Annotated in this window: 12 protein-coding genes and 1 tRNA gene; 6 read left to right on the top strand and 7 right to left on the bottom strand. The window is 68.2% G+C overall.

Annotation, left to right across the window (positions count from 1 at the left end; genetic code table 11):
- Window positions 1-102 precede the first annotated feature (102 nt).
- Both ACTOWK_RS14070 and ACTOWK_RS14065 read left to right on the top strand, forming a co-directional pair.
- Window positions 103-399: a helix-turn-helix domain-containing protein gene (locus ACTOWK_RS14070; protein WP_441330751.1), complete on the top strand. Its 297-nt coding sequence runs from the start codon at window positions 103-105 to the stop codon at window positions 397-399.
- Window positions 390-803: a hypothetical protein gene (locus ACTOWK_RS14065; RefSeq protein WP_441330750.1), complete on the top strand. Its 414-nt coding sequence runs from the start codon at window positions 390-392 to the stop codon at window positions 801-803. Before ACTOWK_RS14070 ends, ACTOWK_RS14065 begins: the two co-directional genes overlap by 10 nt.
- Window positions 804-2876: 2073 nt before the next feature.
- Here the strand turns inward: ACTOWK_RS14065 and ppk2 are convergent.
- The 7 genes from ppk2 to hemA form a co-directional block, all read right to left on the bottom strand.
- A complete protein-coding gene (ppk2, locus tag ACTOWK_RS14060) occupies window positions 2877-3656 on the bottom strand; it encodes a polyphosphate kinase 2 (protein WP_441330749.1) in 780 nt (259 codons plus the stop codon).
- Window positions 3653-4021 carry a helix-turn-helix domain-containing protein gene (locus ACTOWK_RS14055; protein WP_441330748.1) on the bottom strand — a complete coding sequence of 123 codons (369 nt, stop codon included), beginning with the start codon at window positions 4019-4021 and terminating at the stop codon, window positions 3653-3655. The genes ppk2 and ACTOWK_RS14055 overlap by 4 nt, the downstream gene beginning before the upstream one ends.
- Before the next feature lie 5 nt (window positions 4022-4026).
- Complete coding sequence (gene moaB / locus ACTOWK_RS14050) at window positions 4027-4545, bottom strand: molybdenum cofactor biosynthesis protein B (protein ID WP_441330747.1); 519 nt, start codon at window positions 4543-4545, stop codon at window positions 4027-4029.
- A gap of 97 nt (window positions 4546-4642) precedes the next feature.
- Window positions 4643-6397 carry an O-linked N-acetylglucosamine transferase, SPINDLY family protein gene (locus ACTOWK_RS14045; protein ID WP_441330746.1) on the bottom strand — a complete coding sequence of 585 codons (1755 nt, stop codon included), beginning with the start codon at window positions 6395-6397 and terminating at the stop codon, window positions 4643-4645.
- A gap of 66 nt (window positions 6398-6463) precedes the next feature.
- Window positions 6464-6922, bottom strand: coding sequence for a GNAT family N-acetyltransferase (locus ACTOWK_RS14040; RefSeq protein ID WP_441330745.1), 459 nt, complete (start codon window positions 6920-6922; stop codon window positions 6464-6466).
- A gap of 251 nt (window positions 6923-7173) precedes the next feature.
- Window positions 7174-8256 carry a peptide chain release factor 1 gene (prfA, locus tag ACTOWK_RS14035; RefSeq protein ID WP_441330744.1) on the bottom strand — a complete coding sequence of 361 codons (1083 nt, stop codon included), beginning with the start codon at window positions 8254-8256 and terminating at the stop codon, window positions 7174-7176.
- A gap of 73 nt (window positions 8257-8329) precedes the next feature.
- On the bottom strand, window positions 8330-9643 hold the full coding sequence (hemA, locus tag ACTOWK_RS14030) for a glutamyl-tRNA reductase (protein ID WP_441330743.1): 1314 nt from the start codon (window positions 9641-9643) through the stop codon (window positions 8330-8332).
- A 320-nt stretch (window positions 9644-9963) separates the two neighbouring features.
- Here hemA and ACTOWK_RS14025 point away from each other — a divergent pair, with 320 nt between their 5' ends.
- The 4 genes from ACTOWK_RS14025 to ACTOWK_RS14010 all read left to right on the top strand — a co-directional run bounded on the left by ACTOWK_RS14025 (window position 9964) and on the right by ACTOWK_RS14010 (window position 13384).
- Window positions 9964-11658, top strand: a complete 1695-nt coding sequence (locus ACTOWK_RS14025) for a tetratricopeptide repeat protein (protein WP_441330794.1) — start codon at window positions 9964-9966, stop codon at window positions 11656-11658.
- A 38-nt stretch (window positions 11659-11696) separates the two neighbouring features.
- Complete coding sequence (gene lolB / locus ACTOWK_RS14020; RefSeq protein WP_441330793.1) at window positions 11697-12347, top strand: lipoprotein insertase outer membrane protein LolB; 651 nt, start codon at window positions 11697-11699, stop codon at window positions 12345-12347.
- Between the two features lie 68 nt (window positions 12348-12415).
- Window positions 12416-13345: a 4-(cytidine 5'-diphospho)-2-C-methyl-D-erythritol kinase gene (gene ispE, locus ACTOWK_RS14015; protein WP_441330742.1), complete on the top strand. Its 930-nt coding sequence runs from the start codon at window positions 12416-12418 to the stop codon at window positions 13343-13345.
- Window positions 13308-13384: transfer RNA gene (locus tag ACTOWK_RS14010), tRNA-Gln, on the top strand. Before ispE ends, ACTOWK_RS14010 begins: the two co-directional genes overlap by 38 nt.
- Window positions 13385-13422: the final 38 nt, after the last annotated feature.

Genomic DNA, 13422 nt, shown 5'->3' with positions numbered 1-13422 from the left:
TCGTGAAGGTCCGAGGCCACCCTCGATGGGGCGCGAGGCGATTGCAATAATCATCGACAAAGTGGCTCGGAATTCGCCGTGCAGTAGCGTATTTTGATACGCATGGCGATCTCCATCGAACTGATCGACGGCCTGAAGCGTTTTCTGCGCGCCCAGGACCTGACCTACCGCGACCTGGCCGTGCGCCTCAAGCTCAGCGAGGCGGCGGTAAAGCGGATGTTTTCGCGGCGGGCGATGAGCCTGCAGCGGCTGGAGCAGATCTGCGACGTGCTCGATATCGGCCTGGTCGAACTCAGCGCCGAGGCCGGCCGCGGCTGCGCGCCGATGGACATGCTCAGCGAAGAGCAGGAACAGGCCCTGGTCGACGATCCGGCGCTGCTGCTGGCGCCTTGTTCCTGACCTTGAACCGCTGGAAACAGGCCGACGTGCAGGCGCATTTCACCTTCGACGACGTCAAGTGGACGGCGTTGCTGGTGCGGCTGGACCGGCTGGGCATCATCGAATTGATGCCCGGCAACCGCGGCCGGCCGCTGACCGCGCGCAACTTCCGCTGGCGCGCCGACGGCCCGATGGAGCGGCATTTCCGCCTGCGCATGCTCGGCGACTACTTCGCCGATCCATTCGACGGCGAGCAGGATGTGTTGCTGCTGCTCAGCGGCGCGCTCAGCGTCGCCGGCATTCGCCAGCTCAAGCAGCGGCTGGGCGAAGTCGCGCGCGAGTTCGACGCCTTGCTGGCGCGCGATGCCGCGTTGAGCGCGCAGGAGCGTGTCGGGGTGAGTCTGGTATTGGCGCAGAAGCCTTAGTTGTTGCAGTTGTTCCAGCCGTATCGGCGTTCGCAGGGCGAGTGAGTGGCGGCGTGGCCGCGCGTCGTGCATCGGTCTTGCCGCGTTGCCGGACGAGGCTCCCTGTAGGAGCGGCGTGAGCCGCGACCGCGGGATGCGTAGAGGTAACGAGGCTGTCGCCATTTGCCGAAGTGGCGTGTTATCGCCAGGGTAGGAGCGACGCAAGTCGCGACCGCGATGCATCGGTCTCGCGGCGTCCCTCTGTAGGAGCGGCGTCTCACGGGATTTCCTTCGGTCATAAGCCGCGACCGCGCTGTGTCCGGTTGCGGCGTTTGTTGCCGCAGAGCGGTGAAGCAACATCAAGATCTAAAGCTTCCGTCCGCTAACGCGGCCGGGTTACTTTCTTTTGCTGGCCCAAAAGTCCCACAGGGAGTTCCTTCGGTCAAAGCTAACCAAAGAAAAGGGCTTTCCTTGACGAAGCTCCCCTGCGAGTTTGCAGCGCACGCGGGGATTTTCCGATAAGACATCCCTGTCTTATCGGTTCATTTTGTTCAAAAGCCGGGCACACGTCCTGTGCGCCGCCCTTCGGGTTCCCAGGTGTTCTCGCGAGCTCGGCGCTACGCCAAGCTCTCACGGCAACGGCAACGGCAACGGCAACGGCAACTGCAACGGCAACGGTCGTCGCTACTCTTGGGTAGGAGCGGCGCAAGCCGCGACCACGCAACCTTGATCGCCCGCGCCGGCAGCCGCAGATTCGTGATCGCGGCTTGCGCCGCTCCTACAGGGGATAGCGTCGCAGTCCTTGGAGCTTTGGTTTTGGCTGTGCGTCGCCGCGCACTAGCGAAGGTAATCGAAGACCCGGAGGGCGGCGCGCAGGGATGCGCGCCGTTTTTCATCGGGACAGGGATGTCCCGTATGAAAAATTCCCGCGGATGCACCGCTCGTGCGGGCCTGTGATTCAAAGCAAAGTATTTTTCTTTGGTTAGCTTTCTTTTGTTGCTTTAGACAAAAGAAAGTAACCCGCCGCTTTAGTGGCGGAAGCTTTTGGCGTTTTATCTTTGTTTCTTTAGAGGCACAAGCAAGAGCAAAGCTTCCGTCCGCTGACGCGGCCGGGTTACTTTCTTTTGCTGGCCCAAAAGAAAGCTAACCAAAGAAAAGGCCTTCCTTGACGAAGCTCCCCTGCGAGTACGCAGCTGACGCCGGGATTTTTCGATAGGACATCCTTGTCCTATCGAAAAACGCCGCACGTCCTGTGCGGCGCCCTCCGGGTCTACGGTCGCATCGCGAGTTCGTGGCTACGCCAAGCTCATTACGGCAACGGCAACGGCAACGGCAACGGCAACGGCAACGGCAACGGTCGTCGCTGCTCTTGGGTAGGAGCGGCGCAAGCCGCGACCACGCAACCTTGATCGCCCGCGCCGGCAGCCGCAGATTCGTGATCGCGGCTTGCGCCGCTCCTAGGGGATGGCGGTGCCGCGTTCGGATTCCCAGTGGTGGCCCTGGCTTTGCGTCGCCGAGCACTAGCGAAGGCCATAGAAGACCCGCAGGGCAGCCCGCAGGGATGCGGGCAATTTTTCATCGGGACAAGGATGTCCCGTATGTAGATCCCTGCGTCGGCATCGGCCGTGCGGGCCTGTGATTCAAAGAAAAGCAACTTCTTTGGTTACCTCTCTTTTGTTGCTTTAGACAAAGGAAAGTAACCCGCCGCTTTAGTGGCGGAAGCTTTTGGCGTTTGATCTTGATCTTAGGTGAGCGTCACGCCACGAGACCGTCGCAACGATGTCGCGGCTTGCGCCGCTCCTACCCTGCGAGAGCACGCCGCTTCGATGAACGACGACGGCCTCGTAATCTCTGCACGTCCTGCGTCGCGACTTACGTCGCTCCTACAAAGAGCCCAAGCCGGCGAAGCGAGACCGAAGCATGGCGGTCGCGGCTCGCGCCGCTCCTACCCTGACGGGCGGCGGCCGGCATCGGCGCAAGATTGACGGCTCGCAGTCGCGACTTATGCACAAAGGAAATCCCGTGAGGCCTCGTTCCTACAGGGAAGGATTCGCACGGAGTCGGGCCGCCGCGCGCAGCGCTCCAGCCAACGACTCAACCCTTCTTGCCAGCCCGGACCGGCTTCAGCACACCGTATTTCTCTTTCGACGGTTTGCCCTTGAGTGGCGCGAATTCGAGTTCCGAATCCGGCAGGCGGGTGTCGGGCAGGCGCGCCAGCAAGTCCCGGATCAAGGTCAGCTGGCCTTGTCGCTGGTCGTTGAAATCGACCAGGGTCCACGGCGCATGTTTACTGTGGGTGGCCTTGAGCATGGCCTCGCGGGCGCGGGTGTAGTCGTCGTAGTGCCGGCGCGCCTGCAGGTCGATCGGCGAGAGCTTCCAGCGCTTGAGCGGGTCGTCGAGGCGTTCGGCGAAACGTTCTTCCTGCTGCTCCTGGTCGCAGCACAGCCAGTACTTGAACAGCAGGATGCCGTCGTCGACCAGCAGTTTCTCGAACACCGGCGCCTGTTGCAGGAAGGCCTTGACCTGTTCGGGCTTGGCGAAGCCCATGACCTGCTCGACGCCGGCGCGGTTGTACCAGCTGCGGTCGAACAGGCTGATCTCGCCCGCGGCCGGCAGGTGCGGCACGTAGCGCTGGAAATACCACTGGCCGCTTTCGCGCTCGCTCGGCTTGGACAGGGCGACGATATGGCACTGGCGCGGATTGAGGTGGTCGGAGATCGCACCGATCGCGCCGCCCTTGCCGGCGGTGTCGCGGCCTTCCAGCAGCACCACCACGCGGCGGCCGCTGTGCTGCAGCCAGCGCGCCATCGCCACCAGCTCCAACTGCAGGGCTTCCAGTTGCGCTTCGTAGTCCTTGCGCTTGAGTTTGCTCATCGCTTGCCCTTCTTGGCCGTGCCCGCACGCGGTGCGGCGCTGCGCTTGGTGCCGGCCATGCCCGTGGCGACTTCGAGCAAGGCGCCCTGTTGGCGGGTGTTGAGCGCGCGGTAGGCGGCGAGCAGGTCGTGTTCGCCCTGGGTGCGGGCCGGGTCGAACGTGCTCGCGAGTTCCGACAGCAGCGCGCCGGCCGGCACGCCGAAGGCGCGTGCGAGCGCATCGAGCTGGTCCTTGCCGGGCAGCTTGTCGCCGCGCAGCCAGGCGCTGACCGTGGCGACGCCGGCGCGCGGAATCGCGGTGGCGATGTCGGTGGCGTTGAGGCCGCGGGCCTTGGCCAACAGACGCAGGGTGGTGTCGAGCGGCATGCCGATCACTCCTTGAGGCGGGGACGCAGGGTGGCGAGGTTGCACGGCCGGGTACGCGCGTCGAGCTGCGCGCCGACGATCTTTTCCCAGGCAGTGCGGCAGGCCGAGGTCGAACCCGGCAGGCAGAACAAAAAGGTCGCGTTGGCCAGGCCGGCGAAGGCGCGCGATTGCAGGGTCGAGGTGCCGATTTCGTCGTAGCTGATCGCGCGGAACAGCTCGCCGAAGCCGGGCATTTCCTTGTCGAGCAAGGGCAGCAGGGCCTCGGGGGTGGAATCGCGGCCGGTGAAGCCGGTGCCGCCGGTGACCAGGATGCCGTCGACGGTTTCGTCGGCGATCCACTGCGACACCGCGGCGCGCAATTTATAGCGGTCGTCGGGCAGCAGCTTGCGCTCGGCGAGGCGATGGCCGGCCTGGGTGAGGGATTGGACGAGATAGTCGCCGGAACTGTCTTCGGCCAGGGTGCGCGAGTCCGAAACGGTCAGCACGCACAGCGAGAGGGGGATGAAATCGCGGTCTGCGGTCATGGGCGCAGCCTAGCGCAAACCGGGTGGAGGTGGATCAAGTCGGGGCCGGCGTTATCGCATCGGCGAGCCCGTTCGAGCGCGTCGCACTTTCGGTAGCTCAGCGCGCCGGTCCGCGCAACGGTGCCGGTGCCTCGCCCTTGCGCTGCCGTCGCGCCATCGCCATGGCCATCGCAGCGAAATCGACGGCGAAGCCGTCCATGTCGAACAGGCCGCTGTCGCTGCGGCGCGCGGCGAGTTCGGCGCGCAGGGCCTGCAGCGCGGCCGGGTCGTTGCCGAGCGCGACCGCGCGGGCGACGAAGGCCGCGTCGTCGGCGACGTTCATCGATTCCAGGCCGAGGTGGTGGTTGAGGCTGCCGGCCACCCGCGCGGCGAAGGTCGCGCCGGGGCGGGTCAACACCGGGCAGCCTGCCCAGATCGCGTCGGAGGCGGTGGTGTGGGCGTTGTAGGGATCGGTGTCGAGGAACAGGTCGGCGTGGCGCAGCCGCGCCAGGTAATCGGCGTGCGGCTGCTTGCGCATGAACACCAGGCGCTCGGGCGCGATGCCCTGGCGGTTGGCGAAATCGCGCAGGCGCTGGTCGGCGCGGCCGGGCCCGGACAACAGCCATAGCACGCTGCCGGGCACGCCGCGCAGCACCGCCAAGGCGCGCGCGACGCTGCGCGGGTTGAGTTTGTAGCTGTTGTTGAAGCAGCAGAACACCACGCCCTGGTCGGGCAGCCCGCATTCGCCGCGGCTCGGCGGCATGGCCGCCTCGCGGGTAGTGTCGGACGGCTGGAAGCAGCGCGGCAGCCAGGCCACGGTCTCGCTGAAATCGGCCTCGCTGAAATCGGTCTCGTTGAAATCGGCGCTGAGCGATTCCGGCAGCACGTAGCGGTCGGCCAGTACGTAGTCGATCCATGGCGCCGCCGAAGTGCCCGGATACGCCAGCCAGTTGACCTGCACCGGAGCCGGCCGCATCGCCAACACCTCCGGGGCACCGCCGCCGCCCCAGCCGCGCAGGTCGAACAGCACGTCGATGCCGGCGCGGCGGATCGTCGCGGCGACCTGGGCGTGCGGTTGCATGGCGACGTCGTGCAAGGCGTTCGCGGCGGCATGCAGGCGGCGGCGGATGGCGCTGTCGTCGTCGCGGTTGAGCGCGAACAGGTGCAGGTCGATGCCGCCGCGCCGCTGCAGCGATTCGAGCAGCGCGACGATCAGCAGGCCGGTCGGATGCGCGCCGAAGCCGTTGGAAAGAAAGCCGACCCGGATCGGCGCCGAGGCGTCCTTCTGCGGTGCGGGCGGCAAAGGCCGCACGCTGCCGGCGATCACGCTCGCGCGCAGCGCGGCGCAGCGGCGTTGTTCGGCGGCGCTGGCGTCTTCGCTGAGGAAGGCGAAGGGTTCGACCGAGGCTTGCGCGCGTGCGACCGCGTCGCGAACCTGGCCGGCGAGGGCATCGAGATCGCGCCAATCGCAAAGCTTGCGCCGCCACGCCAACAGATAGGCGGCCAGCTGCGGTTCGCGCGGCGCCAGGGCATAGGCATGGGTATAAGCCTCGAGCGCGCCTTCGGCATCGCCGATGTCTTCGAGCGCATGCGCCAGCCACACCGCGATGCCCGGGTGCTGCGGTGCGTTGCGTGCGGCCGCGCGCAGGCTGGTCACGGCGTCGTCGCGGCGGCCCTGCATCCATTGCGCCCGGCCCAGGCGCGCGAGCGCCTCGGGATGGCCCGGCCGCAAGTTCAACGCGCGCCGTGCCGCCGCTTCGCCGCTCTGCGCGTCGCCGGCGTCGAGTTCATGCTCGGCCAGCATGATCCAGGCCATGGCATCGCCGGGATTGCGTTGCAGCGCATGGCGCAGTTCTAGGCGCGGGTCGTTCATGGCGCCGGCGTCGCGACGGGAGCGGGCACCGCGGGTCTCAGCATGGAGCCGTTGCGCATGGCGTGGTCAGGCCGCATCGAGCGGCAGGTGATAGCGCTGGGTGCCGTCGTAACGCTGCCAGCCCACACCGTCGTACAGCGCCTGGGCGGTGAGGTTGTCGTGGTCGGTTTCCAGCTCCAGCCGCGCCGCACCATCGGCGCGGGCGAAACCGGTGGCGGCGTCGAGCAAGGCCTGGGCGACGCCGCGCCGGCGCGCGGCCGGATCGACGAACAGATCGTTGAGCACCCACACGCGCGCGACGCGGACCGAGGAGAAGGTCGGGTACAGCTGAGTGAAGCCGGCGCCGTCGACGCCGTCGAGCGTCGCAAGCAGCACCACCGAATCGCCCCGGCCGAGGCGCTCGCCGATGAAGGCGCGCGAGACGCTTTCGTCGTGGCTGTGCGTGTAGAAGTGCCGGTAGCGATCGAACAGCGGCGCCAGCAGATCGAGATCGTCGAGGGTTGCGCGGCGAACTGAGAGGCTCATGGCGGGCATCCGGCGGGAGAGGGCGGATTATGGCCGTTGAATGCGCGCGGCGTCATGACTGCGTGGCGCGACTTCGACGAATCGCGCAGCGGCGCACAAGGTGCGGTGTCTTTGGCTCAGGCGGTGGGCGCTATATGGCTCCATTGGGACGCGCTGTAGTCGGCGATGGAACAGGGCGCTTCGATTTGAATGAAGCGGCTTTGTTCCGCAAGCGGGCCCTCGGCCTGGCCCTCTCCCGCAAGCGGGCCGCCTCAACCCGCCGACAAGCGCGCCAGTTCGTCGGCCTGGTGCTCGTGGATCAGGCGCCCGATCAATCCGTCGAGATCGCCGGCGACGATGTTGGGCAGGTCGTACAGGGTCAGGCCTTCGACGCGGTGGTCGGTGATGCGGCCCTGCGGGAAGTTGTAGGTGCGGATGCGCTGGCTGCGGTCGCCGCTGCCGACCTGCAGGCGCCGGTCCTGCGCCTGCGCGGCCGCGGCCTTCGCCGCCGCGGCGTCGGCGAGCATCGCCTGCAGGCGCTTGAGGGCCTTGTCGCGGTTGGCGTGCTGGCTGCGCTCGGTCTGGTTCTCGACCACCACGCCGCTGGGGATGTGGGTGATGCGGATTGCCGACTCGGTCTTGTTGACGTGCTGGCCGCCCGCGCCCGAAGAACGGAAGGTGTCGACCTTCAAGTCGGCCGGGTTGATCTCGATCGGTTCGCCTTCCGGCTCGACCGCGATGATCGCCACCGTGGCCGCCGAGGTGTGGATGCGGCCCTGCGATTCGGTCTCGGGCACGCGTTGGACGCGGTGGGTACCGGACTCGAACTTGAGCTTCGAGTAAGCGCCGCGGCCTTCGACGCGGGCGATGATTTCCTTGTAGCCGCCGTGCTCGCCGGCATTCGACGACTCGATCTCGACCTTCCAGCCCTGGCGCTCGGCGTAGCGCGCGTACATGCGGAACAGGTCGCCGGCGAAGATCGCCGCTTCGTCGCCGCCGGTGCCGGCGCGCACTTCCAGGTACAGGTCGCCTTCGTCGCGCGCGTCCTTCGGGATCAGATGCGCCAGCAGTTCGACGTCGAGTCGTTCCAGGCGCGCCTGGGCGTCGGCGATTTCCTCGTCGGCCAACTCGCGCAGCTCAGGATCATTGCGCATCGCCTCGGCCGCAGCGAGGTCGGCCTTGGCGCGCGCTTCCTCGGCCAATGCCACCGCAACCGGTTCGAGCTGGGCGAACTCGCGCGAGAGCTTGCGGAAACGGCCGTTGTCGCCGATCACGCCGGGGTCGGCGAGCAGGCGTTCGAGTTCTTCGCGGCGTTCGGCCAGGGCTTCGAGCTTGCGGCGCAGGGTAGGGGACATTCAGGCGGGACTCGGGACTGGGGATTCGGGACTCGTAACGGCAACAGCGAAGCAGGGCGCTCGTAGCGCGTCGCTAACGGCCGTCGTTCGATTCCGTATCGCCGGCCCTGGCCTCTCCGAGTCCCGAATCCCCAGTCCCGAGTCCCGACGCAGGAAACAACTTGTCCGCGGCGCGCGCCAGCTCCGGGTTGCCGCTCAGCGCGGCTTCGCGCAGGGCCACGGTCGGGGCGTGCAGCAGGCGGTTGGTCAGCGTGTGGGCGAGGAAGTTCAGCACTTCCGCCGGGTCCTGCCCGGCGCCCAGTTGCTGACGCGCTTTCGCCAGTACTTCCTCGCGCGCGGCCTCGCCGTGGTCGCGCAGGCGCTTGATCGGTGCGGTGCGCGTGCTCGCGGCCAGGGTCTCGACGAAGCGGGCGACCTGAAGCTCGACGATGGCCTCGGCTTCGGTCGCGGCTTCGCGGCGGCTGCGGCGGTTGTCCTCGATCGCGCGTTCCAGGTCGTCGACGGTGTACAGGAACACGTCCTTCAGTTCGGCCACGTCGGCGGCGATGTCGCGCGGCACGGCGAGGTCGAGCAACAGCATCGGCCGGTGCTTGCGGGTGGCGAGCGCGGCGGCGACCTGGGCGCGGTGCAGGATCGGTTCGCGGCTCGCGGTCGCCGACAGCACGATGTCGGCCTCGCCCAGGTGGCGTTCGAGTTCGCTCAGCGGCAGGGCCACGCCGCCGTGGCGGGTGGCGAGGTCCTGGGCGTGGGCGAGGGTGCGATTGGCGATCAGCAGGCGCTTGGCCTTGGCCTGCACCAGATGTCGCGCGGCCAGTTCGACGGTTTCGCCCGCGCCGACCAGGAGCACGGTCGAGTCTTCCAAACGCGCGAACGACTCCTGCGCCAGGCGCACCGCGGCCGAGGCGACCGACACCGGGTTGGCGCCGATGCGGGTGTCGGTGCGCGCGCGCTTGGCGGTCGAGAAGGCCTGCTGGAACAAACGGTCGAGCTGGCTGCCCAGGGTGCCGGCGGCGCGCGCGGTCGCCCAGGCATCCTTGACCTGGCCGAGGATCTGCGGCTCGCCGAGCACCAGCGAGTCGAGCCCGGTGGCGACCCGGAACAGGTGGCGCACGGCATCGGCATCGCGATGACGGTAAAGGTAGGCGTGCAGATCGCCGACGTCGTCCGGGTGGGTGGCCAGCCAGTCGGCGAGGGCCCGGCCGTCGTCGTCGGCGACCGCGTACAGCTCGGTGCGGTTGCAGGTCGACAGCAAGGCCACCTCGCGTACCGGGGCGAGCGCGCGCAAGGCGTCGAGCGCGGTGGCGACGGTTTCGCCGGAAAACGCCACGCGTTCGCGCAGGCTGACCGGCGCGGTCTGATGGTTGATGCCTAGAACGAACAGACTCATCGATGGGTGCGCTTCGTTCCCGGGCGGCGGACGCGGTAAACCGCCGTCGCGGCGACGCAAAGAAGTTTCATGAGGCGGCGTGCGTCGCGGGACATCGGTTCAGGTGCTTGCGATAAGCTGCGGGCTGCTGAAGGCCGCCATTCTACCGGCCCACTGGTCCCGACGTGGTTCTCTACGATTCGATTTGCTCGATCGGTCCAATAGATAGCAACGATGACGGCCGCGACGACTCGGCCGAGGCCTCGCAGCGCGCCTGCGCCGGCTTCGGTTCGCGCCGGTCGGGCGCGCCGCGGCGGGGCCAGCGGACCGCGGTTTTGGCCCTGGCCCTGAGCGGCTGGCTCGGCAGCGCCGCCGCCGAGCCGTCGACGCCGGTGTCGGCCGCCGTTCTGGCCAGCGCCAAATCCACGATCCAGGCGCGGGCCGCCAAGGACCCGACCGGCGCCTCGCTCGAATCGCTGCTGAGCGGCGAGTTCGCGCTCCAGTCCGGCAAGCTGAACGAAGCCGCCGAGGCCTATCTCAAGGCCGCGCGTGCCGCCAACGACGTCGGCCTGGCCGAGCGCGCGACCGGCATCGCCATCGTCGCCAAGCAGGACGCGCTCGCCGCCGACGCCCTGGGGCTGTGGCGCAAGCTCGGCGGCAAGGGCAGCTCGATCGGCGCCGCCGAAGCGACCCTGTCGCTGCGCCGCGGCGACGACCGTGCCGCATTGCGCCAGCTCAACGCCCTGATGGAGAGCGACCCCGAGGCCGGCTGGCGCCAGGCCCTGATCGTGCTGACTTCCGGCTCGAAGGACCCGAAACAGGCCGCGCGCGTGCTCGAGAAGCTCGTCGACGGCGGCAAGATCCCGTCCGGCAACCTGATGGCCTGGGTCGCGTTCGGCGGCCTGTCGCAGCGCCTGGACCAGCCCAAGCTGACCGAGCGCATCGTCGCCGAAGTGGTCGACCGCTTCCCCGGTGAGCCGCGCGTGGCGTTGCTGCGGGTGAGCCAGTTGCGCGAGTCGGGCAAGAACGACGAAGCCCGGCAGATGTTGCAGAGCATCGTCGCGCTGGCCGATCGCGACAGCAATCTGCGCGCGCTGATCGCCGAACAGTACGAGGCGCTGAACGATTTCCAGGCGGTCGCCGCGACCCTGGCGCGCGGCCCGCAGGACGAGCAGACCTATTCGCTGCGCGCGTCCTACCTGGCCCGCGCCGAAGACAAGCCGACCCTGACCAAGCTCTACGACGAATTGCGCGAGAACGCGGCCAAGCCGGACCCGTCGCGGCGCCTGCTGCTGGGTCAGTTGGCCGAATTCCTCGAACGTTATGAAGAGGCCCTGGCTTGGTACCAGGGCGTTCCCGCCGGACAGCCGCGTTCGATCGCGCGCCTGCGCAGCAGCAACGTGCTGCACAAGCTCAAGCGCAACGACGAGGCCTACGCCAATCTGCGCTCGATCCAGTCCGACGCCTCGACCGGCGACGACGCCCGCCGCGATGCCTACATCGTCGAGGCCAATCTGCGTGGCGAGGACAAGAACGACGCCGGCGAAAACGATGCGTTCGCGCGCGGTTTGGCCGCGTTTCCGGACGAGCCGGAAATCCTCTATGCCCGCGCCCTGAGCTGGGAGCGCCGCGACGACATCGCCCGCGCCGAAGCCGATTTTCGCCGCATCCTGGTCGCCGAGCCGGACAACATCGCCGCGCTCAACGCGCTCGGCTACACCCTGGCCGACCGCACCACGCGCTATCAGGAAGCCTTGGAGCTGATCGAGCGCGCGCGCGCCGCCGAGCCGGACAACTACGCGATCGTCGACAGCTATGGCTGGGTGCTGTATCGGATCGGCCGCGTCAGCGAAGCCGAAACCGAGCTGCGCCGCGCCCTGACCATGCAGAAAGACGCCGAAATCGCCGCCCATCTCGGCGAAGTGCTGTGGCAGAGCGGCAAGAAGGATGAAGCCCGCAAGTATTTCGAGCAGGCCCGCAAGATCGACCCCGACAACCGCTCGCTGTCGCGCGCGCTGAAGAAGCTCGGCCTGTGAGCGCGCGCGCGCCCGGTTCGCGTCCCAAGGCGCACGCTATTTCGCGCCCGGCGAGGCCGGTCGCGGTCGCGGTGCTGGCCTTGTTGCTCGGCGCCTGCGCCGGGCAGGGCGTCAAGCGCTCGCCGCCCGAGGTGTTGCCGACGGCGGTCGCGGCCGAGCGCGAAGCCGGGCGCATCGCCCGGGTCCGCGCCGACGGCGAGTGGTCGCTGACCGGCCGCATCGCCGTGTCCAACGCAGGCAAGGGCGGCAGCGGCCGGATCGAATGGAACCAGCGCGGCGAGCGCTACGAAGTCGCCCTCAGCGCGCCGGTGACCCGGCAGAGTTGGCGCCTCGCCGGAGGCCCGGGCGAAGCGCGTCTGGAAGGTCTGGAAGGCGGCCCGCGCGAAGGCGCCGACGCCGCGGCGGTGCTGCACGAAGCGACCGGCTGGGATATTCCGGTCGAGGCCCTGGCAGACTGGCTGCGCGCCTTGCCGGCCGCCGGCGGCGCTGCACCGCGCATCGCGGCGGGCCCGGACGGGCGCCCGCTTTCGATCGAGCAGGCCGGCTGGAGCATCGCCTACGAATGGCCGCTCAGCGGCGACCTGCCGTCGCGGTTGGACGCGCGTCGCGGCGATGCGCGCGTGCGCCTGATCGTCGATCAGTGGCAGGGTGCGGAGGCTGCGCAGGCGTCCGACGGCGCCGGCCGCTGATTCCGAGCTTTCGACCCTCGAGCTTTCGCCCCAGCCCCCTTAACGCCCGACCGAGCTGCGATCCGATCATGTCCGCCCCCCTCTCCGAGCCGACCGATCCGATCGAGTCGAATTGGTCGATCTGGCCCGCGCCGGCCAAGCTGAACCTGTTCCTGCGCATCACCGGCCGCCGCGCCGATGGCTACCACCTGCTGCAGACCGTATTCCGTCTCCTAGACTGGGGCGACACGATCCGCTTGCGCCCGCGCGCGGACGGGCGGGTGGTCCGCCACGGCGCCTTGGTGGCGGGCGTGGCCGAGCACGACGATCTCACCGTCCGGGCCGCGCTATTGCTGCAAAAGGAGGCGAACAGCGGTCAAGGTGCCGATATCGTCATCGAAAAGCGCATTCCGGCTGGCGGCGGTTTCGGCGGTGGTTCATCCGATGCGGCGACCGTGCTGGTCGCCCTGGATGCCTTGTGGGGCACGCATCTGGGCGTCGACCGGCTGGCCGAGCTCGGGCTGCGCCTCGGTGCCGACGTGCCGGTCTTCGTGCGAGGTGAGAATGCCTGGGCCGAAGGCGTCGGCGAGGCCCTGCAGCCGATCGAGTTGGCGCCGGCCTGGTACGTCCTGGTCGACCCGGGCGTTCATGCGCCCACCGCGGCCTTGTTTCAATCGTCTGAATTGACGCGGGATGCTGCGCCCGCGACAATGTCGGACTTCGTTTCGGGTAAGCCGCTCGGGAATGCGTTCGAGCCGGTGTTGCGCAAGCGCGAAGCTGCCGTCGAGGCCGCCTTCGCCGCGTTGTCGCAAATCGGTTCGCCACGCCTGACCGGCTCTGGCAGCGGGTGTTTCGTCGAGTTCGCGCAGCGCGAATCCGCCGAGGCAGCGCTGGCGGAACTGCCTTCCGGCCTACGGGCCTGGACGGCGGGTGGTGCAGGGCGTTCCGCGCTGTGTGCCGCGCTCGAGGCAAATCTTCCGCAGGGGCGTCGCCAAGAGGCCCAAGGCACCAGGTTTTGATCCTGGCATTCGTAGGTTCGAATCCTACCGCCCCTGCCATCGAATGCCGGGAGTTGGGAATCGTGGATTCCCCACCT

The sequence above is a fragment of the Lysobacter sp. CA196 genome (assembly GCF_052078695.1).
GTDB lineage: Bacteria > Pseudomonadota > Gammaproteobacteria > Xanthomonadales > Xanthomonadaceae > Lysobacter.
Note: the sequence above shows the minus strand (reverse complement) of the source record. Positions and strands in the feature narration are given on the sequence as shown.

Coding starts and splice junctions, on each gene's coding strand:
- ACTOWK_RS14070 (WP_441330751.1), top strand. CDS start 103: ATGGCGATCTCCATCGAACTGATCGACGGCCTGAAGCGTTTTCTGCGC.
- ppk2 (WP_441330749.1), bottom strand. CDS start 3,656: ATGAGCAAACTCAAGCGCAAGGACTACGAAGCGCAACTGGAAGCCCTG.
- ACTOWK_RS14055 (WP_441330748.1), bottom strand. CDS start 4,021: ATGCCGCTCGACACCACCCTGCGTCTGTTGGCCAAGGCCCGCGGCCTC.
- moaB (WP_441330747.1), bottom strand. CDS start 4,545: ATGACCGCAGACCGCGATTTCATCCCCCTCTCGCTGTGCGTGCTGACC.
- ACTOWK_RS14045 (WP_441330746.1), bottom strand. CDS start 6,397: ATGAACGACCCGCGCCTAGAACTGCGCCATGCGCTGCAACGCAATCCC.
- ACTOWK_RS14040 (WP_441330745.1), bottom strand. CDS start 6,922: ATGAGCCTCTCAGTTCGCCGCGCAACCCTCGACGATCTCGATCTGCTG.
- prfA (WP_441330744.1), bottom strand. CDS start 8,256: ATGTCCCCTACCCTGCGCCGCAAGCTCGAAGCCCTGGCCGAACGCCGC.
- hemA (WP_441330743.1), bottom strand. CDS start 9,643: ATGAGTCTGTTCGTTCTAGGCATCAACCATCAGACCGCGCCGGTCAGC.
- ispE (WP_441330742.1), top strand. CDS start 12,416: ATGTCCGCCCCCCTCTCCGAGCCGACCGATCCGATCGAGTCGAATTGG.